18 protein-coding genes are annotated in these 20,624 nt (G+C 62.2%); 8 read left to right on the forward strand and 10 right to left on the reverse strand.

Translation table 11 applies throughout. The annotated features are described in order from the left end of the window. From NH448_RS19445 to NH448_RS19455, 3 genes are all read right to left on the reverse strand, one after another. On the reverse strand, positions 1–1,120 hold a 1,120-nt coding region (locus tag NH448_RS19445; RefSeq protein WP_253029264.1), incomplete at its 3' end, for a thymidine phosphorylase. Next, on the reverse strand, positions 1,120–1,908 hold the full coding sequence (gene deoC, locus NH448_RS19450) for a deoxyribose-phosphate aldolase (protein WP_045991919.1): 789 nt from the start codon (positions 1,906–1,908) through the stop codon (positions 1,120–1,122). The genes NH448_RS19445 and deoC, both read right to left, overlap by 1 nt. Positions 1,909–1,988: 80 nt before the next feature. Continuing rightward, entirely contained in the window at positions 1,989–3,254 is a 1,266-nt protein-coding gene (locus NH448_RS19455; protein ID WP_045991920.1) for a NupC/NupG family nucleoside CNT transporter, read from the reverse strand. A gap of 392 nt (positions 3,255–3,646) precedes the next feature. Here NH448_RS19455 and NH448_RS19460 point away from each other — a divergent pair, with 392 nt between their 5' ends. The 7 genes from NH448_RS19460 to NH448_RS19490 all read left to right on the forward strand — a co-directional run bounded on the left by NH448_RS19460 (position 3,647) and on the right by NH448_RS19490 (position 10,911). Further along, a complete protein-coding gene (locus NH448_RS19460; RefSeq protein WP_253029265.1) occupies positions 3,647–4,411 on the forward strand; it encodes a DeoR/GlpR family DNA-binding transcription regulator in 765 nt (254 codons plus the stop codon). A gap of 814 nt (positions 4,412–5,225) precedes the next feature. Next, on the forward strand, positions 5,226–6,203 hold the full coding sequence (cyoA, locus tag NH448_RS19465; RefSeq protein WP_045991922.1) for a ubiquinol oxidase subunit II: 978 nt from the start codon (positions 5,226–5,228) through the stop codon (positions 6,201–6,203). A 3-nt stretch (positions 6,204–6,206) separates the two neighbouring features. After that, positions 6,207–8,189 carry a cytochrome o ubiquinol oxidase subunit I gene (gene cyoB, locus NH448_RS19470; protein ID WP_045991923.1) on the forward strand — a complete coding sequence of 661 codons (1,983 nt, stop codon included), beginning with the start codon at positions 6,207–6,209 and terminating at the stop codon, positions 8,187–8,189. A gap of 2 nt (positions 8,190–8,191) precedes the next feature. After that, a complete protein-coding gene (locus NH448_RS19475) occupies positions 8,192–8,821 on the forward strand; it encodes a cytochrome o ubiquinol oxidase subunit III (protein ID WP_045991924.1) in 630 nt (209 codons plus the stop codon). 1 nt (position 8,822) lies between these two features. Beyond that, positions 8,823–9,149 carry a cytochrome o ubiquinol oxidase subunit IV gene (cyoD, locus tag NH448_RS19480; RefSeq protein ID WP_045991965.1) on the forward strand — a complete coding sequence of 109 codons (327 nt, stop codon included), beginning with the start codon at positions 8,823–8,825 and terminating at the stop codon, positions 9,147–9,149. A gap of 11 nt (positions 9,150–9,160) precedes the next feature. Then, positions 9,161–10,063: a heme o synthase gene (gene cyoE, locus NH448_RS19485; RefSeq protein WP_239452517.1), complete on the forward strand. Its 903-nt coding sequence runs from the start codon at positions 9,161–9,163 to the stop codon at positions 10,061–10,063. Between the two features lie 242 nt (positions 10,064–10,305). Then, positions 10,306–10,911, forward strand: a complete 606-nt coding sequence (locus tag NH448_RS19490; protein WP_083970270.1) for a Yip1 family protein — start codon at positions 10,306–10,308, stop codon at positions 10,909–10,911. A gap of 195 nt (positions 10,912–11,106) precedes the next feature. Here the strand turns inward: NH448_RS19490 and NH448_RS19495 are convergent, their stop codons facing one another. Continuing rightward, positions 11,107–12,234, reverse strand: coding sequence for an aminotransferase class V-fold PLP-dependent enzyme (locus tag NH448_RS19495; RefSeq protein ID WP_045991926.1), 1,128 nt, complete (start codon positions 12,232–12,234; stop codon positions 11,107–11,109). Between the two features lie 463 nt (positions 12,235–12,697). Between NH448_RS19495 and NH448_RS19500 the strand changes: the two genes are divergently transcribed. Then, entirely contained in the window at positions 12,698–13,648 is a 951-nt protein-coding gene (locus tag NH448_RS19500) for a hypothetical protein (protein WP_108449685.1), read from the forward strand. 194 nt (positions 13,649–13,842) lie between these two features. Here NH448_RS19500 and NH448_RS19505 read toward each other — a convergent pair whose 3' ends face one another. The 6 genes from NH448_RS19505 to NH448_RS19530 form a co-directional block, all read right to left on the reverse strand. Beyond that, positions 13,843–14,664: an IclR family transcriptional regulator gene (locus NH448_RS19505; protein WP_253029266.1), complete on the reverse strand. Its 822-nt coding sequence runs from the start codon at positions 14,662–14,664 to the stop codon at positions 13,843–13,845. A gap of 227 nt (positions 14,665–14,891) precedes the next feature. Further along, positions 14,892–15,671, reverse strand: a complete 780-nt coding sequence (locus tag NH448_RS19510) for a GntR family transcriptional regulator (RefSeq protein WP_162197827.1) — start codon at positions 15,669–15,671, stop codon at positions 14,892–14,894. A 202-nt stretch (positions 15,672–15,873) separates the two neighbouring features. After that, positions 15,874–16,356, reverse strand: coding sequence for a universal stress protein (locus NH448_RS19515; RefSeq protein ID WP_045991929.1), 483 nt, complete (start codon positions 16,354–16,356; stop codon positions 15,874–15,876). A gap of 161 nt (positions 16,357–16,517) precedes the next feature. Further along, positions 16,518–18,056 carry an AMP-binding protein gene (locus NH448_RS19520; RefSeq protein ID WP_045991930.1) on the reverse strand — a complete coding sequence of 513 codons (1,539 nt, stop codon included), beginning with the start codon at positions 18,054–18,056 and terminating at the stop codon, positions 16,518–16,520. 11 nt (positions 18,057–18,067) lie between these two features. After that, entirely contained in the window at positions 18,068–19,510 is a 1,443-nt protein-coding gene (locus NH448_RS19525; RefSeq protein ID WP_253029267.1) for an aldehyde dehydrogenase family protein, read from the reverse strand. A gap of 124 nt (positions 19,511–19,634) precedes the next feature. Continuing rightward, on the reverse strand, positions 19,635–20,612 hold the full coding sequence (locus NH448_RS19530; RefSeq protein WP_108449683.1) for a tripartite tricarboxylate transporter substrate binding protein: 978 nt from the start codon (positions 20,610–20,612) through the stop codon (positions 19,635–19,637). Between the last annotated feature and the right edge of the window lie 12 nt (positions 20,613–20,624).

The following is a 20,624-nucleotide window of genomic DNA, read 5'->3' on the forward strand; positions in this document are numbered from 1 at the left end:
CGCCGGCACGGCGGCGCCCGCCGCCCAGCTCGACCACCGCCATGCCCAGCGCCTTGACGTCCTGACGTGCCACCCGTCCCGGATGCTCGGCCAGGACGTCCTGGATCACCGGGGCCGGGGCGGGCAGGGCGCCTGCGTTTTCCAGCAGGTCGGTCGGTCCGCCAAGACCTGCCACCATGCGCTCGAAGCGCTCGGCCACGTCGCCGCTGGCCAGGCGTGCCTCGAGCTGGCGTTCGGCGTCCTCTTTGGACGTCGCCAGTCGGCCGGCCAGCAGCGCTTCCACCGCCAGGCGGCGGGTCAGCGTCAACAGCCGCGAATCGCGCCGCTCACCGCGCATGATCGCCAGGCACTCGCGTACCTCGATGGCGTTGCCGGCGCTTTCGGCCAGGGTCTGGTTCATGTCGCTGAGCACCGCCGTGGTCGGGGTGCCGGCACGTCGGGCGACGTCGGCGATGGTGGCTGCCAGGGTTCGGGTCTCGTCGTCGTTCGCCATGAAGGCGCCGTTGCCGATCTTGACGTCCATGACCAGGGCATCGAGGTTTTCGGCGAGCTTCTTGCCGAGGATCGAGGCAACGATCAGCGGCAACGAGGCGACGGTGGCGGTGACGTCGCGCACCGCGTAGAGGCGCTTGTCCGCCGGCGCCAGATCGCCGCTCTGTCCGACGATGGCCACACCGACGTCCTTGAGCAGGCGCTCGAAGGTGGTGCGCCGAGGCGTGACGTCATAGCCGGCGATGGCCTCGAGCTTGTCCAGGGTGCCGCCGGTGTGGCCCAGACCACGACCGGAGATCATCGGCACGTGGGCTCCGCAGGCGGCGAGCCAGGGGCCGAGGATCAGCGATACCGGGTCGCCCACGCCGCCGGTGGAATGCTTGTCGAGGATAGGCCCCGGCAGGTCAAGCTGCCGGTAGTCCAGCACGCTGCCGGAGTCCCGGGTCGCCTCGGTCAGCGCCACCGTCTCATCCAGCGTCATGCCGTTGAGATAGGTGGCCATGGCGAAGGCGCCGATCTGCTCCTGACCGGCGCTGTCATCGGCGATGGCCATCACGAATTGGCGGATGGCCTCGCTGGACAGCGCCTGGCCGTCACGCTTGGCGGCAAGAATATCCTGCAACAGCATCAGTAGCCTCCGGACTGGCCCCCGCCGTCGACACCGACACCGGCGGTCATCAGCAGGTTGTCGAGCAGGCCCGAGGCGCCGAAACGAAAGGTCTCGGGACGGGCCCAGTTGGCACCCATGATCTCGGCGGCAAGCTCCAGATAGACGGCGGCGTCCTCGACGCTGCGAACGCCCCCGGCGGCCTTGAAGCCGACCGGGCGGTCCGCGTCGCGGATGACTTCCAGCATCACTCGCGCGGCCTCGGGCGTCGCGTTGACGGCGACCTTGCCGGTGGACGTCTTGAGGAAGTCGGCACCACCGGCGATGGCCTGCTCGCTGGCCCGGCGGATCAGCTCGGCGTCCTTCAACTCGCCGGTTTCCAGGATCACCTTGAGGGTGCGGCCGCTGGCAGCGGCCTTGCACATCTCGACCAGTCCCTGGCCGATCTGATCATCGCCATTCATGAAGGCGCGATAGGGGAAGACCACGTCCACTTCGTCGGCACCGGAAGCCACCGCTTCGCGGGTAGCGCGGGCGGCTGCCATGACATCGTCTTCGCCGTGGGGGAAGTTGGTCACGGTGGCGATCTTGACCTGGCCGCTGAGGTTGTGGGCGGTGAGGGCGCGCCGCGCCGGCACCACGAACTGCGGATAGATGCACACCGCAGCAGTGTGGCCCAGCGGCGTCTTGGCCCGCTGGCACAGGGCCTCGACGACATGGTCGGTATCGTCATCGTTGAGGCTGGTCAGATCCATCAAGGACAGTGCCTGGCGAGCGATCACGGAGGGGTTGGTCGACTGGGAGGACATGGGAGGCTCCTGAAGTGGGACAGGCCGCCGCCTCGGGCGGCCGAAGATGTGAGGGCGGGCGCTGGATCCGCGACGTGGGATCAGGCGCCCAGGGTCATGAAGAAGCCGGCGATGCAGGCCGACATCAGGTTGGACAGGGTGCCGGCCAGTACCGCCTTGAGGCCATAGCGGGCGATGTCGTGACGACGGCTCGGGGCAATGCTGCCGAGCCCGCCGAGCAGGATGGCGATGGAGGACAGGTTGGCGAAGCCGCACAGCGCGAAGGACAGCACCGCGGCGGTATGGTCGCTCATCACCTCGCCGGTGGCGGCCACGAGCTGCTCGCCGTCGATATAGGGGGCCAGGTTGATGAAGGCGACGAACTCGTTGACCACCAGCTTCTGGCCGATGAAGGACCCGGCCAGGGTCGCCTCTTCCCAGGGAATGCCGAGCAGGAAGGCCAGCGGCGAGAACACCCAGCCCAGGATCAGCTCGAGACTGAGATCCTCGAACCCGACCCAACCACCGACGCCACCGAGGATACCGTTGAGCAGGGCGATCAAGCCGATGAAGGCCAGCAGCATGGCGCCCACGTTGGCCGCCAGCTTGAGGCCGGACGAGGCGCCACCGGCGGCGGCGTCAAGCACGTTGGCCGGCTTGTCCTCGTCCTCGATGACCTCGGAGACGCGGTCGGCCTTATCCGCCTCGGGATCGGTCTCCGGCATGATCAGCTTGGCGAACAGCAGGCCGCCGGGGGCCGCCATGAAGGAGGCGGCCACCAGGTATTCCATGGGGATGCCGAGTGCGGCGTAGCCGGCAAGCACCGAGCCCGCCACCGAGGCAAGGCCACCGCACATCACCGCAAATAGCTGGGAGGCGGTCATGCGGGCGATAAAGGGCCGCACGACCAGCGGCGCCTCGGTCTGGCCGACGAAGATATTGGCGGTGGCGGACAGCGACTCGGTGCGTGAGGTGCCGAGCAGCTTCTGCAGCGCGCCGCCGAGCAGGCGCACGACCCATTGCATGATGCCCAGGTAGTAGAGCACCGCCGTCAGCGACGAGAAGAAGATGATGACTGGCAGCACCTTGACCGCGAACACGAAGCCGACGCTGTCGGCGTTGGCCAGGCCGCCGAACAGGAAATCGATGCCGTCGTTGGCGTAGAGCACCACCTGGCTGACGGCGTCCGATACGGTCTTCAGGACCTTCTGGCCAAAGGGCACGTAAAGGACGAAGGCCCCGAGACCAGCCTGGATCAGGAAGGCGCCCCCCACGGTTCTCAGGCGAATGGCACGGCGGTTGTAGGAGAACGCGACGGCGATGGCGATCAGGGTGGCCATGCCGACCAGGCTCATCAGGAGTGTCATAGGTTCCTTCGCCTCATCAAAATATGAACGTTGAAGAATAGATCATCGCACTTCGGGCCTGGTCTTGCGTCCCGCATCGCGTTGATAGCGGGCAATTGCCTCGAACGGGGCGGAAATCTCTTATGCCGAATGGGGTATCAAAACAGGAATTATAGAGGTGATGGGGCATGGCGGCGGCTCGTGTCGAGTGATTGTTGTCGAGCGGAATTGGCAGGCACGGGCTGGGCCCATCCGTCAATGAGTGTATAGTAACACCTGATGTGAGAAAAATAACATTTGTGCAGTGGCGTTTTCTTACCTGCCCGGGCACTGGCTGAACCCGGTAGTTCAGGGCATGCTTATTGAAAAACGACGGCAGCAAGCCATGACCGTCGAGGCGCGGGGGAGAATCCATGAATCAGCGCAGTATTCAGCGACAGGAGCGCCTTTTGCAGGCGCTCGCCGGAGGCGGCAGCCTGAGGCTGGCGGACGCCGCCATCCTCTGCGGTGTGTCAGAGATGACCCTGAGGCGCGACGTGTCCACCAAGGACAGCCCTCTGATGCTGATGGGCGGGCATCTGGTTCGCCGCGACGACCCCCACTTCACGCCAGTCTACGACCTGGAAACTCAACAGGATCGCGGCGCCGATATCAAGGCGCGTCTGTGTCGCCGCGCCAGTGGCTACGTGGAAGACGGCGATACCCTGTTTATCGATTGCGGCACCACCCTGGTGCCGATGATCGCAGAACTGGCCAGCCGACGAGACCTGACGGTGGTGACCTACGCCCTTAACGTGGCCAATGCGGTCAGCCATTTCGATGGTATCCGACTGATCCTGCTGGGCGGCGTCTATCAGGGCGTCTCCCAATCCTTCGACGGCGAGGATATCGCCCGCCAGGTCCGGGGACTCGGCATCAATCGCGCCTTTCTCTCCGCCGCCGGGGTGCATGCCGCACGGGGCCTGAGCTGCTTTCACTTTCATGAAGTGGCGCCCAAGCAGGCCGCCATCGAAACCGCCGCCCAGCGGATCCTGGTATTCGACGACAGCAAGTGGGGCGTGCTGCGTCCCGCCTTCTTTGGCGCCCTGATGGACGCCGATGTCATCATCACCCACGGCGAGGGTGCCGCAGGCCTGTCACGTACGCCGGAAGTGGCGTCTCGGCTGGTTCATCCCTGATTCCCCGGTTTCGGTTTCTTGCCCAGCGTGGATCCTTGGCTTGTGGATTCTTGGCTTTTCAGTCACTGACGGCCTTACTCGATAGCGGTCCCCTGGGCGCACGGTTGCGCCTCTCGTTGTGGTCTATCCCTTCTGCTCGAGCCTTCCCTTGGCCCCCTTGCTGATCTGGCCCTCGTCGCCGATTCGCTCTTTCATGACCAGGCCCACGGTGAGCCGGCCCTTCCTTATCTGACACTTCACAGTCTGGCTCTCTCGGCATCGTCATCGCTTTCGTCCTGGCGTTGGGTCGATGGCGTCTGGTAGATGGCGTCGGGGGAGATAACGTCAGACGATAGCGCGGCGCAGCTTATCGTTTTTTTCCATCAGACCGCCTTTCCCATGGGGGCGAGGTCGGGCCTCGCTGATACGGTTCCTGGTGGTGCTTGCTGGGTGTGGTGTTGGGTCGCAGGGCAGGTTCTGCTGGCTCAGGCAATTGGCCATTTGTGCACTGTTGCGACGTCTGGGTGCGACAGATCAAGGAAAGGTGCGACACCCCTGCGGCAAATCGTCGCTTCTCAAGTCTGGTCGCTCTGTCGACAATACGCCCCGGTCGCATTCCATCTACTTCTTTTGTTCAGGTGTCGACGTCTTGTCGTGGTACCGAGGCAGGGTAGGGGATGCGAAATTTTGCGGGTCTAGTCCGTGGTTCGGCACATTTCATGCAACTTTTGCCAAAGGTGCATGCAATGTTCCACCTCAGCGGCCCCTGCACATCGCGCGAGCCTGAGCTCGTAATCTCTGGTATTCCGCCTCCAAGCCCTGACGAGGTTGCTACATGAGAAGAAAGTCGTACCTGCGCGTGCTCAGCGTTGTGCTGATGCTGGCGCTGCCCCTGTTGCTGGCGGGCTGCGAATCGGCGCTGCTCGACCCCAAGGGGGAGATCGGCCGTGAGCAGCGTACCTTGATCCTCACCGCCTTCGGTCTGATGCAGATCGTGGTGGTGCCGGTCATCGTGCTCACCCTGTGGTTTGCCTGGCGCTATCGCCGTGGCAACACCGATGCCACCTATTCACCCGACTGGGCCCATTCGACCAAGATCGAGGCCATCGTCTGGTTCATTCCCTGCGTCATCATCGTCTTCCTGGCGCTGTTGACCTGGTACACCTCCCACAGTCTCGACCCGCACCGCAGTCTCGAGGCCAAGGAAGGACAGAACGAGCCCATGGAGATCCAGGCCGTATCGCTGGACTGGAAGTGGCTGTTCATCTACCCGGAGCAGGGCATCGCCACGGTCAACGAACTGGCCTTCCCCGAGGACACTCCGGTGCGCTTCCGGGTGAGCTCCGGTTCGGTGATGAACTCTTTCTTCATTCCGCGCCTGGGTAGCCAGATCTACGCCATGGCCGGCATGGATAACGACGTTCACCTGATCGCCGAAGAGCAGGGCGTCTATCCGGGCCGCTCCACCAACTACAGCGGTGCAGGCTTCTCCGAGATGACCTTCGACGCCCACGTGGGTTCCGTCGAGGACTTCGAAGAGTGGGTGGAGAAGGTGCGTTCCTCGTCCGATACGCTGACCTTCCCCGAGGAGTACTACGATCTCGCCACGCCAAGCGAGGACAACGAGGTCCAGTACTTCTCCGAGATCACCCCGGCGCTCTATGAGCGCATCATCAAGAGCTTCCTGGCCGGCGGCAAGCATGCCGAGTTCGTCGAGACCTACGGCGGCGTGGTCAACGGGCACGGCGCAGGCGGCCATGGCGACGAGAGCGAGTCTCACGGCGAGTCCATGAGCGCAGAGGCAGCGGAGTAAATCATGTTTGGAAAACTGACGTTAGACTCGATTCCGATCCAGGAGCCCATCATCATGGTGGTGGCGATCGGTATCGCCCTGGGCGGGATCGCCGTGGTCGGCGGCCTGACCTACTTCAAGAAGTGGGGCTATCTGTGGCGCGAGTGGATCACCTCCGTCGACCACAAGAAGCTCGGTATCATGTACTTCCTGGTCGCGCTGGTGATGCTGATCCGTGGCTTCGCCGACGCCATCATGATGCGTACCCAGCAGGCCATGGCCTCGGCCGGAGCCGAGGGCTATCTACCGCCTGACCACTATGATCAGATCTTCACCGCCCACGGTGTGATCATGATCTTCTTTGTCGCCATGCCCATGGTCATCGGTCTGATGAACCTGGTGGTGCCGCTGCAGATCGGCGCGCGCGACGTGGCTTTCCCCTTCCTTAACAACTTGAGCTTCTGGCTGTTCGTTGCCGGTGTCATCCTGGTCAACGTCTCGCTGGTGGTCGGTGAGTTCGCCGCGACCGGCTGGCTGGCCTACGCGCCACTATCGGGGATAGAGTACAGTCCCGGCGTCGGGGTGGATTACTGGATATGGGCGTTGCAGATATCTGGCATCGGTACGACCCTGACCGGTATCAACTTCTTCGTCACCATCCTGAAGATGCGCACCAAGGGCATGACCCTGTTCCGTATGCCCATCTTCACCTGGACGTCGCTGTGCGCCAACGTGCTGATCATCGCGTCCTTCCCGATTCTGACCGCGACCATCGCGATGCTGACGCTGGATCGTTACCTGGGGACTCACTTCTTCACCAACGATTTTGGCGGCAACATGATGATGTACGTCAACCTCATCTGGGCCTGGGGCCATCCTGAGGTGTACATCCTTATCCTGCCGGCATTCGGGGTGTTCTCCGAGGTCATCGCGACCTTCGCTCGCAAGCGGCTGTTCGGCTACGGCACCATGGTGTGGGCGACCATCGCCATCACCTTCCTGTCGTTCATCGTCTGGCTGCACCACTTCTTCACCATGGGGGCCGGGGCCAACGTCAATGCCTTCTTCGGCATCATGACGATGATCATCGCCATCCCCACCGGGGTGAAGGTATTCAACTGGCTGTTCACCATGTACCGCGGTCGTCTGGAGTTCACCTCTCCGGTGCTGTGGACCATCGGCTTCATCATCACCTTTACCCTGGGTGGCATGACCGGTGTGATGCTGGCGGTACCGGCGGCCAACTTCGTGCTGCACAACAGCCTGTTCGTCATCGCCCACTTCCACAACGTCATCATCGGCGGCGTGGTGTTCGGCATGCTGGCGGGTCTGACCTACTGGTTCCCGAAGGCCTTCGGCTTCACCCTCGACGAGAAGTGGGGCAAGCGCTCCTTCTGGTTCTGGCTGACCGGCTTCTACGTGGCCTTCATGCCGCTGTACGTTCTCAGCTTCTTCGGTGCCGTGCGTCGCATGCAGTCCTATGACAACGGCGCCTGGCAGCCGTGGATGATCATCGCCTGGATCGGCGCCGTGCTGATTCTGTGTGGTATCGCCTGCACCGTGATCCAGTTCTACGTCAGTATCCGTGATCGCAAGAAGAACCAGGACGTCACCGGCGATCCCTGGGATGCGCGTACCCTGGAGTGGGCGACCTCGTCTCCCGCACCGTTCTACAACTTCGCGCATCTGCCCGAGATCAAGGACATCGACGACTTCTGGAACCAGAAGCAGGCCAACGGCGGCAAGGCCGGCGTGTCCAAGGGACCGTACAAGGACATTCACATGCCCAAGTACACCTGGGAAGGTCCGGTGATCGGTCTGATCTCCGCGGTCTTCGGCTTCGCCCTGGTGTGGCATATCTGGTGGCTTGCCATCGTGACCGCACTGGGCATGTTTGCCACCTTCATCGCGCGTATCTTCAACGATGACGTCGACTACTACGTGCCGGCCGCGGAAGTCGAGCGTATCGAGCGCGAACACCAGAACCGTGTGGAGATGCAGGCATAACCATGGCAACCGACACCCTCAACCAGCAAGGTCATGCCCACGGGCATGACCATGATCACGACCACGACCATCATGATGCCGCGGGCACCAAGGTCTTCGGTTTCTGGGTCTATCTGATGAGCGACCTGGTGATCTTCGGGTCACTGTTCGCCACCTACGCCGTGCTCCTTCGGGGCACGGCCGATGGTCCGACCCCGGGCGAGATCTTCCAGCTCCCGTTCATCCTGGTCGGGACCTTCCTGCTGCTGTTCTCGAGTTTCACCTACGGCATGGCGGTGCTCGCCATGAACGCCAATCAGGCATCCAAGGTGATGAAGTGGCTCGGGATCACCTTCCTGCTGGGCGCGGCCTTCGTGGCGCTGGAACTCTATGAGTTCCGTCACCTGATCCATGAGGGCTTTGGTCCGGATCGTTCAGGCTTCCTGTCGGCCTTCTTCCTGCTGGTCGGTACCCACGGTCTGCACGTGACCGCCGGTCTGATCTGGATCCTGGTGATGATGATCCAGGTGAAGCAGCGTGGTCTCGACGATATGGTGCGTCCGCGCATCATGTGTCTGAGCCTGTTCTGGCACTTCCTGGACATCGTCTGGATCTGCGTCTTCTCCTTCGTCTACCTGATGGGAGCCCTGTGATATGAGCGGACACGCCAACGACCATCACAGCCATGGCAGCGTCAAGTCCTATGTGATCGGCCTGATCCTGTCCATCGTGCTGACCGTCATTCCCTTCGGGGCGGTGATGACCGGCGCCTTCGACACCTTCGCGACGTTGATCGTGATCGTCGGTACCGCGGTGGCTCAGGTGCTGGTGCAGCTCGTGCTGTTCATGCACATGAACACCAAGGCCGATGAAGGCTGGAACTTCATGTCCTTCGTCTTCACCGTGGCGATCCTGGTTCTGGTCATCGGAGGTTCCCTATGGATCATGTACCACCTGCATCGCAACATGATGATCGGCTGACGCCGACTCGCATGATGTTCAGGGACACTCTCAGGGACTACCTCACCATCACCAAGCCGGGCATCATCGGCGGCAACGTGATCTCTGTTCTGGGCGGCTACTTCCTGGCCGCCCAGGGCCAGTTCGATGCCGTGGTGTTCCTGTCGGCGCTGTTGGGTCTGGCCCTGGTAATCGCCTCGGGCTGCGCCTACAACAACGTCATCGACAAGGACATCGATGCCTTGATGGAGCGCACCCGCAACCGCCCGCTGGTGCAGGGGCGGGTCAGCGAAGCGGCGACACTTCGGTTTGCCACCCTGCTGGGCATCGCCGGCTTCGGTCTGCTGGCGCTGGGGACCAATGCGTTGACGGTGGGTCTGGCGGCCTTCGGCTTCGTCATCTATGTAGGGGCCTACAGCCTCTACATGAAGCGCAATTCCGAGTTCGGCACTCTGGTCGGCAGCCTCTCCGGGGCAGTGCCGCCGGTGGTGGGCTATTGCGCGGTGACCGGCAGCTTCGATACCGGCGCCTTGACCCTGCTGGTGATCTTCAGCCTGTGGCAGATGCCGCACTCCTACGCGATCGCGATCTTTCGCATGGAAGATTACCGCGCCGCCAACATTCCGGTGCTGCCGGTGGTTCGCGGTATCGGTACGGCCAAGCACCATATCCTGGGCTATATCCTGGCCTTTATCGGTGCGACGCTGTCGCTGAGTCTGGCCGGCTACGCTGGACCCGGTTACTTCATCGTTGCCCTGGTGCTGGGCGTCTACTGGCTGTATATCGCGGCCAAGGGCTACCGTACCGACGACAACGTGCGTTGGGCGCGACAGGTATTCGGCATCTCGATCCTCACCATCACGGCGCTGAGCCTGATGATGTCACTGGACGCGACGCTGATGCCAAGCACGCCGATGTGGACCTCCATGTCCTGATCGGGTGGCGCTGAAACCGAAACCCCGCATCTTCACCGATGCGGGGTTTTTTTTGTGTTTATCAGTCGTATGGGTGAAGCGTGACTAGAGGTCAAGTGTTGTACAGGACTTGTATAGTATGTACGGTAACGTTGGTAGCGAAGCGAAAAATCGCTTCTATACTGCAAGTTAAGGACAACGGAGTCGCGGGCGCCGAGTGCCGGTCTCGGGACTTACTTCAGCGGTAGCAGGAGGGAGTCAGTATGCTGACACACGTCTGGGGATTGATGGCCCACCCGAATCGCGAATGGAAGCAGATCAAGCAGGAAAGGGAGACGATAACGCACCTGTACGCGCATCACGTGTTGTTGCTGGCCGCCATACCGGTGATCTGCTCGTACATCGGTACCACCCAGGTCGGCTGGAGTCTCGGCGGCGGCACGACCATCAAGCTCAGTTATCTAGACGCCCTGGGGGCGGGGATCGCCTTCTATCTGGTGATCCTGGCGGCGGTCTACATCGTCGGCAAGACCATCCGTTACTCGGCCAAACGCTTTCCCAAGACACCCAGCCAGAGCCAGTGCATCATCTTTGCCGGCTATGTGGCGACCCCGATGTTCCTGAGCGGCATCGTGGCGATCTACCCGATCATCTGGCTGTGCCTGCTGGCCGGCGTTATCGGCCTCTGTTACACCGCCTACCTGCTGTATCTGGGCATTCCCTCCTTTCTCGATATCAGCGAAAAGGAAGGCTTCGTCGTCTCCAGCACCACCCTTGCGGTGGGGGTACTGGTGCTCGAAGGACTGCTCGGCATGACCGTCCTGCTGTGGGGCTACGGAGAGCGCATCATTCTGTCGCTGCTGGGGTGATTAGAGGGTGACTAGAGGTCGGCTAAAGAGTGACAAGTCGACGGGGATGACCCGAGAGCAGTGAAACTCGAGACGTGCAGGACAGGACCGTTGAGACCGACAACACGGGTAAGACAAAAGGGGCGACGCTGATGCGTCGCCCCTTTTTCTATCTGGGCCTTTCTGTGCGGCCCGATCTGGTGGGTGTCAGCCCGTTTACCCCTTGATACTGTCCAGCGCCTTGCGCAGGTGGTCGATGCTGCGCTCGGGCTGATGCAGCTTGTCCAGGCCGAACAGGCCAATGCGGAAGGTCTGGAAATCGTCGCCTTCATCGCACATCAGTGGGACCCCGGCGGCGACCTGGACGCCGGCTGCGGCGAACTTGCCGACCAGCCCCGGGTCGTTGTGGTAGCAGACCACCACACCGGGCGCCTCGTAACCCTCGGCGGCGACGCTCTTGAAGCCGTACTCGGCCAGCAGGCTGCGCACTCCCTGGCCCAGGGCCCACTGTTCCTGTTTCACCTTGTCGAAGCCGTAGGCGTCGGTCTCGCGCATGATCTCGCGTAGCTCGCGCAGGCTGTCGGTGGGCATGGTCGCGTGGTAAGCGTGGCCGCCATTCTCGTAGGCCTCCATGATCTCGAGCCACTTCTTGAGATCGGCGGCGAAGCTGGTGCTGGTGGTTTCCTTGATGATCTCTCGCGCCTGGGCCGAGAGCATCACCATGGCGCAGCAGGGTGAGCCGCTCCAGCCCTTCTGGGGGGCGCTGATCAGCAGGTCGACGCCAGTGTCCTGCATGTCCACCCAGACGGTGCCCGAGGCGATGCAGTCCAGCACCATCAGGCCGCCGTGGGCGTGCACCGCATCGGATACGCGACGGATGTAGTCGTCCGGCAGGATCATGCCGGACGAGGTTTCTACGTGGGGGGCGAAGACGATGTCCGGCTGCAGTCGCTCGATGGCCTGCTCGACTTCCTCGATGGGGGGCGGGGCGAACGCTGAGGTCGGATCGCTGTCCTGCTGACGTCGGGCCTTCTCCACGCACAGTTCGGCCGGGATCTTGCCCATCTCGAGGATCTGGTGCCAGCGGTAGCTGAACCAGCCATTGCGGATGACCAGGGCGCTGCGGTTCTGGGCGAACTGGCGGGCTACCGCCTCCATGCCGAAGGTGCCGCTCCCGGGCACGATGACCGCGCTGTGGGCGTTGTACACCTGCTTCAAGGTGGTGGAGATGTCGCGCATTACGCCTTGAAAGCTCTGCGACATATGGTTCAGGGCGCGGTCGGTATAGACCACGGAGTATTCCAGCAGGCCATCGGGATCGACGTCCGGGAGCAAGCCAGGCATGAGGCGCATCCTTACAGTGGGCGTTGAACAAGCCGAAGACGCGGACTGCGTCAGCGACGACGGCGCCGAGCGGCTAGGGCTCGGCGCTCATTATTCTCTACAGCATAAGGTCAAAGGGCGGTGGCGGCCAGAGGACGGCGGCTCGCGCGTGGCGCGGTCATTTTCCTTGTGTGACTGTCGTTACATCCGAGTCCGTCGTGATATGTGTTTTTGTACTGATTCGAGTAAAAAACGGACTAACCCGCCAATAAGGATTTTCATGAGACTTATCAGCCATTTCGCGTAGATGTCATCTCAGTAGCTGAAGCAGCGCGGCATGACCGATGGCTGGCAAAGCAAACTTTGACCATGCTGAGAAGACCGCTGCCAATAAGGCGTCGCAGCGTGTTTCGTCTAACGCCGTCGGTGACGCCGGGAGGTCCGGCCGGCGGAGCACGATCTTCCCAGGTGGAGGACGTCGATCATGAACGAACCATCATCATGTACGTGTCAGGCCGCTGGACTGACGCCTGAGCAGCTCGACGTGCTGCTGGCGCGAAACCCGCAATTGGCACAGGAACTGGCGGCACGATATCAGCAAACACTGGCCGAACCGGCAGAGCTGGACAGGCCAGATGACCTGGCCGCGGTGGGACTGGGGCCGGATGGGGCGCCGCTGGTCAGCGGTCCTGCGGAGCCCATGCCGCTGGCCCGTTTCGATCTCAGCAACGGCAACCGCGTCGAATTCGTCGGGCTTAGAGGCGACGACAAGGAGGCCCAGGTAGGTATGCGGGAGTTGGGCGTGAGCGATCGTGCGACCCCGCGAACCTTTGCAAGCGAAGTTGGCAAGTCCGCGCTGGATCACTACCTTATGCTCGCCCCGCAGGAGGTGCCCATCCCGAAGATGCTGCTCGAGCTGAATCCCGACATCGACCGCAAGGCGTTCAAGAATCGCACCGTGGAGCGGTTGGAAGAACCCATCGAGGTGGATCTGGACGAGTTGGGCATAACGCCGGACACTGCCAGGGCAGGGTCCTCAGCAGGAGGCGGACCAGGCCAGCAATACTGTGTCCCGGGCGATGGTTATCATCTGTTTCGCAACCACAACTGCGAGACCGTCTCCTTCCCGAGCAACACCTGGTGGTGGTGCGACCCGGAGGCCCACTATTCCTTCCGGGATCGCTGGACCTCTGACCGCAAGCGTCGCAACTCTCTTGGTGTCACCACTGCCTGCCATGGGCCGGCGGCCACCCTGCACTACTACAAGAATGTCTTTGGCAACTGGAAGCATCTACATACCTTTCACCTGCCTTCAGGCTACTGGCAGTGGACCCGGTATGAGGGGCTATCCAAGCGAGACCGCTGGATACGACATCGCTGTGTGACCGCGGGAGGCAGCAGCTTCGTGCGCTGCGTCAGCTTCTTCTACAACTGAGGCCTGTGTCATCTGCGCAGCGCTCGCAGCTTTTGTTGCAGGAGGGGGGGGGCAGGGCAACAGGGTCGGCGATCAAGCGAGCGACTCGTCGAACCATCTCGGCGCCATCACCGTTGTCGCGGTGGTGGCGCCTTGCTGTTTGGCGTCTGGTTTGGTGAGGGTTCCGGCCATGCGGGGTTGCTGCGGCTAGGGCGTCAGGCAGAGGTTTCGGATTCTGCGATGGGCTCGGGCAGGGCGCCCTGGTTGATCCGCGCGATGGCGGCGGCGGCGCGCTCCAGCGCCGGCAGGCAGTCCAGTGCGCGCTGTTTATCCATGCGCATCACCGGTGCCTGGATCGCCAGGCCGACGTTGGAGACCCCGGTGGGGTTGGGGGCCAGCACCGCGATGCACAGAAGCCCCGGTAGGAATTCCTCGTCGTCGAAGGCGTAGCCGTCGCGCTTGACCTGCTCGATCTCCGCTTCCAGAGCGTCGATGTCGGTAAGCGTGTTTCGGGTGAAGGCCTCCAGGGTGGCATCGGCGAGCAGCCGACGGCGCTGGGAGGCGCTCATCTGCGCCAGAAACAGCTTGCCGCTGGCGGAGCAATGGGCAGGCACCCGGGAGCCGGGGTGTAGATAGAAGCGCAGCGGAGCCGACGTCTCGACGCGGTCCAGATAGAGCACCTCGCTGCCGGACAGGGCAGTGATGTTGCAGCTTTCCCCGACCTCGCGGACCAGCTCAGCCAACACGCCGTGACGTGCGCCCTGAACGGTGTCGTTGAGCAGCAGGGTCTCGGCCAGCCGGCGCAGGCGGCTGCCCTTGCTGTAGTGGCGGTTGTCCGCTTCGCGCTGCAGCATGCCGGAGTTCTCGAGCTGCTGCAGCATCCGGTGCAGCGTCGGCTTGGGCAGGCCGGTCTCGTCCACCAGGCTCTGCAGGGTGAAGTACTGGTCCTTCTCCGCGATCACCTCGAGCAGCGCCAGCAGGCGCTGGGCCGGGGTGTCGCCCTCGATGATCCGGGTGTCAAAGCTTGTTGTGCTCATGGCGGGGTCTCCTCGATACTACAAGCCTATACGTATCTAAAAATTAATCAATGTGTATCGGAAAACGGAATTCGACGAGATCACTGTCGTCTCTGACTGAAGCACGTCGGCGTCGGGAACCGGGCGGCGGACGTGAGTGGACAGGCACCCATGAGCCAGGACTCGGCCATGGCCAACCGGTTGTCGGGGTATCCGGCATAGGCTGCCCTGTCTGAGCTTGCACCGAGTCAAAAGTCCGAGCGGATTTCGGCACGGTAGCTGAAGCGGTCGGCCCTACCCTTGGTGGTACGGACTTCCACGATACGGTCGTGGCTGGTGTAGGTCATCCGCTTGAGCACCACCACCGGGGTGCCGGGAGCGATGTCCAGCAGGGCGGCGGTGTGGGTATCGGCGGCTTCTGCGGTCAGGGTTTCGTCGGCCCGGACGACGGGGATGCCGAATCGGTCGAGGATCAAGGCATAGAAGTAGTCGGGAATATAAAGCTCGGAATCTTCCAGCCCCGGCACCAGTACGCTTGGCCACCAGCTGTACTCCACCAGGGTCGGGGCGTCATCGACCACTCCCAGGCGTTCGATATAGGTGACTGGACTGGTCTGGCTCAGGCCGAGGCGGGTATATACGTCATCGGGAGCCTGGCGGATGGCGCGATCGGTGGTGGTCTTGTGGATACGCACGTCCTTGCCGTCGGCGTCCCCGTAGCTGACAAAGCGAAACAGGGTTTCCTCGAAGTCGGTCCGCGAGACATAGGTGCCCTTGCCCTGATGGCGGAACAGCAGTTTTTCCCAGACCAGATTGGAGATGGCCTTCTTGACCGTTCCCTGACTGATCTGCAGCCGGTCGGCGAGCTGCCATTCGGGTGGAATGAGGTCGCCCGGGGCCAGGTCCCCCCGTTCGATCAGGCCGCGAATATGGTCCTGCAGCAGTCGGTACAGCGGTTTCCCCGGCTGTGCCACCATCACCTCGGGGGAGAAGAGGCCAAGGCGATCAGATTCGTTTTCACTGGTCATTCGCAAGATCCCGCTGCTGGCAAGGTCGGAAGGGGAGGCTGCTCGGGTCAGGCGCTTGTCTGACTCGCCGCTGCCCTGCAGCAGCGTGACGGCGCTCGCCTCTTTCACACCTTGATTCATCCGTTTCATTCTTAAGTGGTATTTCATCAATCTATCACGGGGCTCCTGTGCAGACACCTTTCCGGCCGTGTGACCCCTGGCCTCAGACCGGAAAGAGAAACAGCGGGCGGCGGGTGCGACGACTGATCTTGCGCGCCACCGAGCCAAGCACCATATGACCCAGCCCGGACTGGCGCTGTGTTCCCATGACGATGCAATCGGCATCGATTCTGTCGGCCTCCTGCAGGATGATTCGGGATGGCTTGCCAATGCGGACGTGAATCTCCTTCAGGGAGGCGTGGTAGCTGTCTTCCGAGGCCAGCGTCGAGTGGCCGAAGTCTTCAAGGCGGCGCTTGATTTCGTCGATGGCCTGCCGGGTCGCTCGTTCGCGATAGTTGTCCAGCGGGGAAACGGCGGTATAGCGGCTGGCCAGGCTGTCTTTCAACAGTGCCGGATCTTCGATGACGTGCAGCAGGTGGACCGCGGCGCCGAAGCGTTCGGCGATACCGATGGCCTTGCGGAAGACGTCGGGGCTGTGGGCGCTGAGGTCAGTGGCATACAGCAGCCGGGATATCTGGAAGCTCATGGCTTCATCCTCAAAAAGGTTGGATGGCGCAGGCGGTGAACCGACGTGGCCGAGGAACCTTTGACGCCAAGGCCGGGCTCGCCGGCGCCAGGCCCGCCCGAAACATCGATCAGGCAGGACCCTGGGTACCGCGAGCGCAGGCCAGGGCATCGGGCGCCAGGCTAGGCCGGTGCTTGATGCAGATGGTCGATCATCTCCGCAATCTTGAGGCGCTGGACCTTGCCGGAGGGCCCTCTGGGCAGCCATTTCACGATGTGAACATGTTCAGGCGCCTTGTAGTCACCGACCTCCTCGCGACAGTAGTCGAGAAGTTCTTGCTGGGTCGCCCGATGGCCTTCCTTGAGCACCACGACGGCCTCTACGACCTGCCCGTAGTGCCGGTTTTCCATGGGATAGGCGGCTGCCTCCAGCACCGCCTCATGGGCCAGCAGGGCGTCATCGATCTCGCGCGGGGCGATGTTCTCGCCGCCCTTGATGATCAGCTCCTTGATGCGGCCCGTGATGAAGAAGAAGCCTTCCTCATCGCGATAGCCAAGGTCGCCGGTGTGCAGCCAACCTTCGTTATCGATGGTGTCTGCTGTGGCCTCGGGATTCTTGTAGTACTCCTTCATGACGTTGTCGCCGCGGACCACGATTTCACCGATCTGGTGGCAGGGCAGTACCTGTCCTGCCGAGTCGAAGACACTGACCTCGTTGCGGTAGGCGATACCGGGGGATCCGTAGCGAGATTCGAAAGGGGGCAAGGGGTTGGACAGGATCTGGGCCGCGGTTTCGGTCAGTCCCATGGTTTCCACCAGGCTGACACCGAAGGTGGTCTCGAAACGGCGGTGGCTCTCCGCCGGCAGTGCCGAAGAGGCAGATCGACCGAAACGCACCTGACGCATGCGCGGATCCTCGCGCAGGTCCTTCGACTCCGGCTTCTCGGCATGCTCCAGCAGGTAGGCGACAATCGTCGGCACGATACTGAACCAGGTGCACTGGTTGTCGAGCAGCCAGTCCCAGAATGCCGAGACACTCAGCTTCTCCGGCAGCACCACACTGCCGCCACTGATCAGTGGCGCCATGATGGTGACCACCTGGGCGTTGATATGGTAAAGCGGCAGAACGCAGAGGGCGCGATCCTTCTGGCACAGCGAGTGGGCCTCGATGGTGCACCTTCCCCCCGCGATCAGATTGGCGTGGGTCAGCACGACGCCCTTGGGCTTGCCTGTTGTGCCCGAGGTATACATCAACAATGCCTTGTCGTCGGGCGCTATCACGGGCAAGGGCGAAGACGCGATACGCTCTTGCTGCCGTGGCCCGTTGCGAGGACAGGCGACCAGAATTTCCTTCTCGCTCCCGTCGAGCAGGCCATCAAGGCGCTGCTCGTAGTGGGGCGATACGATGACAGTGGTGGCATCACAGTGCTCCAGCACGTAGCGCAACTGGGCATCCCCTGCGATGGCGTTCAAGGAGACCGCGACACGACCGCTGGCCATGATCGCCAGCAGCAGTGAGGCGGTCCACAGTCCGTTGTCCATCAGCATGGCCACATGGTCGCCGGGCTGGCAGCCGCGCGCCTGAAGAAGGCTATGCACCCACTCGACGCGCTCCTGGAGTCGGGACATCGAGACCGTCTCGCCAGTGTCGGGACAGATCAGGAAATCAGTGGCGGGTTGGCGTTCACGCTGATGCTTGATGGTGTCTTGAATGGTCATCATCTGGCCGGCCTCTAGAAGGGATTGGCGATGCCGTGCTTGTCGAAAAAACCGGAAAACAGATCCTGGGGCAGAGGGGGAGAGGCCTCGATGGTTCGCACGATGCGGGTCGTGTTGAGGTAGTGGCGGTAGTTCATGTTGTCGGAAATGCTGTTCTTGCCCCAGCTACCGCAGCCCATCGACAAGGAAAACGGAAGGGCGTTGTCGAAGTTGCCACCATTGCCGAAGGCGTGGGCCTGATTGACGATCACCCGGCAGACCGGCATCTCCAGTCCCAGCTTCTCGATGTGCTCATCGGTGGTGCTGTGGATACCGCAGGAGTGCCCCTTGCCCTGGTATTCGAGCAGTTCCCTGGTGATCGCAAAGGCATCCTCGAAGTGTCTGGCCCGGTAGAGGGTCAGCACCGGTGACAGCTTTTCGCCCGAAAAGGGGTAGTCCGCCCCGATGCCGCTTTCTTCCACCAGCAGGATCGAGGCGTCGAGACACGCCGGACGATCGAGCCCCACGGTGCTGGCGATACTGCCGGCATCCCGGGCGATCACGTCACGACTGAGGTTGCCATCCGTCCACATGCGACCTTCGAGAATCCGCTTTTCCTGTTCGGTCAGCAGTACCGCCGCGTGGTCTCGCAGTGCCGAGACCATGCTGTCGTAAACGCTGTCGAGGATGACCAGGCTGTTCTCCGAGCTGCAGCTGGTCGCATTGTCGAAGGTCTTGGAGGCAAGAATCTTGCGCGCGGCATCTGCGATATTGGCGCTTTCATCGATGATGACCGGGACATTGCCTGCCCCGACGCCGATGGCCGGGGTGCCACTGGAATAGGCGGAGCGCACATTGTTCTGGGAGCCGGTGACGACGATCAGGTCGACCAGTTGCATCAAGGCATGGGTGCTCGCCTTGGTCACCGGGTCCGGTAGCAGTTGCACCAGATCCCGGGGGGCTCCGATACGGGCGAGCTCGTCCTGCATGTAGTTCACCAGCCGTTCGCACACGGCGTAGCCCTTGGGCGAGGGAGCCAGCACGATGGCGTTGCGACCCTTGAGTGCGTTGATCGTCTTGTTGGTGGGCGTGGCCGCGGGGTTGGTGGAAGGCACCACGGCGCCGACCACGCCGATCGGGCGGGATATCTCGACGATACCTGTGCTCGGGTCTTCGGAGACGATACCCACGGTGCGCTTGCCCTCGAGGTTGGCCAGCAATCCAAGGGTCTTGCGGTGGTTCTTGGCGATCTTGTCGGAAACCTTGCCAAGCCCGGTGGTGGCCACCGCGAGTTGTGACAGCTCCTCATTTCGCGTGGGCTCCATCAACGCCCAGGCGGCGGCCAGCACGACTTCATCGACTTGCTGCTGGTCGTATTGCTCGAACCTTCGCTGGGCTTCTCGGGCTCGTTCGACAATGGGGGCTACCAGCCGGTAGGCGCTATTGTCGTCAGAAGAATGCTTATGGTTGGTGTTCATGTTGCTACCTCGACGTGTCGATGGGGTAAGCAAGGGCGGCTCCCGGCGGTGCAGGGGAATGAGGCCTGTGTTCCACGCGTCGCTACCCTTGCTTTCGTTGCCGTTGGCCTGAAATCCGCAGAGGTCACGGTGTCTCGAGCTGAGCGAAGAGTTCAGTCAGGTACGCTTGCTGTTGTTTCCACAGCGCCTCGAGGTCGGACGCTTCCATGACACGAAGGGTCGATCCGCCTTCTTTCATCTGCTCGGCGATTCCCTCGTCCTGGAACATGTCGATGAAGTTCGAAGAGAGGTAGTCGACCGTTTCCGCGTCGACCCCTCTGGGAACCATGATCCCCCTGAGGTTGAGGCTGGTGTCGTCGACGTCGTATCCCGCCTCGATAAAGGTGGGCACATCCGGCAGGAAATCGTCGCTTCTTTCGAGATCGGCAATGCCGAGGATCTTGATGCGGTCCTGGTTGCGGAAGGCGTCGGACAAGTTGTTGAATCCCGCCATCACCTGACCACCGACAACAAACCTGAGGGCGTCCACTCCTCCTGAGGTAGGAAGGTACTTCAGGGTCACCTCGGCGCTTTGCTGAAGCTGAAGGGCAGCAATATGGTGTCCGACGTAGAGCCCGGCGCCCGAGACCGTCAACTTTCCAGGATTGGCTCTGGCGTACTCCACCACGTCATCGATGGAATCGAACTCACTGTCCTTGCCGACGATGAGTACGGCAGGGTCTGCGCCCCAGTTTGCAATGGGCTGCAGGTTCTCGATGCTGTAATCGGTGTCGTACATGATCGACTGAGCGATGAAGTGCGGCACGTTATAGGCCGCAATATCGTAGCCATCGGTGGCGCCGGTACTGACAAACTGATTCCAGCCGATCTGTCCGCCTGCACCCGGGCGGTTGATCACCGTGACCGGCTGCCCGAGGTACTCATCGCCCTTCGAGGTGACGATCCTGGCCTGGAAGTCTGTCGCACCACCAGCCGAATAGGCGACCGTCAGATTCAAGGGCTTTTCCGGGAAGTCCGCCAGGCTGGGGAGGGGAGCAAGCAACAGACAGACCGCGAGGGTTGACGCTGTTTGACGCTTTACTGAGGTGGCGTGAATAGTCATTGTTTTATGCCT

The organism is Halomonas sp. OfavH-34-E, assembly GCF_024124525.1.
Lineage (GTDB): Bacteria > Pseudomonadota > Gammaproteobacteria > Pseudomonadales > Halomonadaceae > Halomonas > Halomonas litopenaei.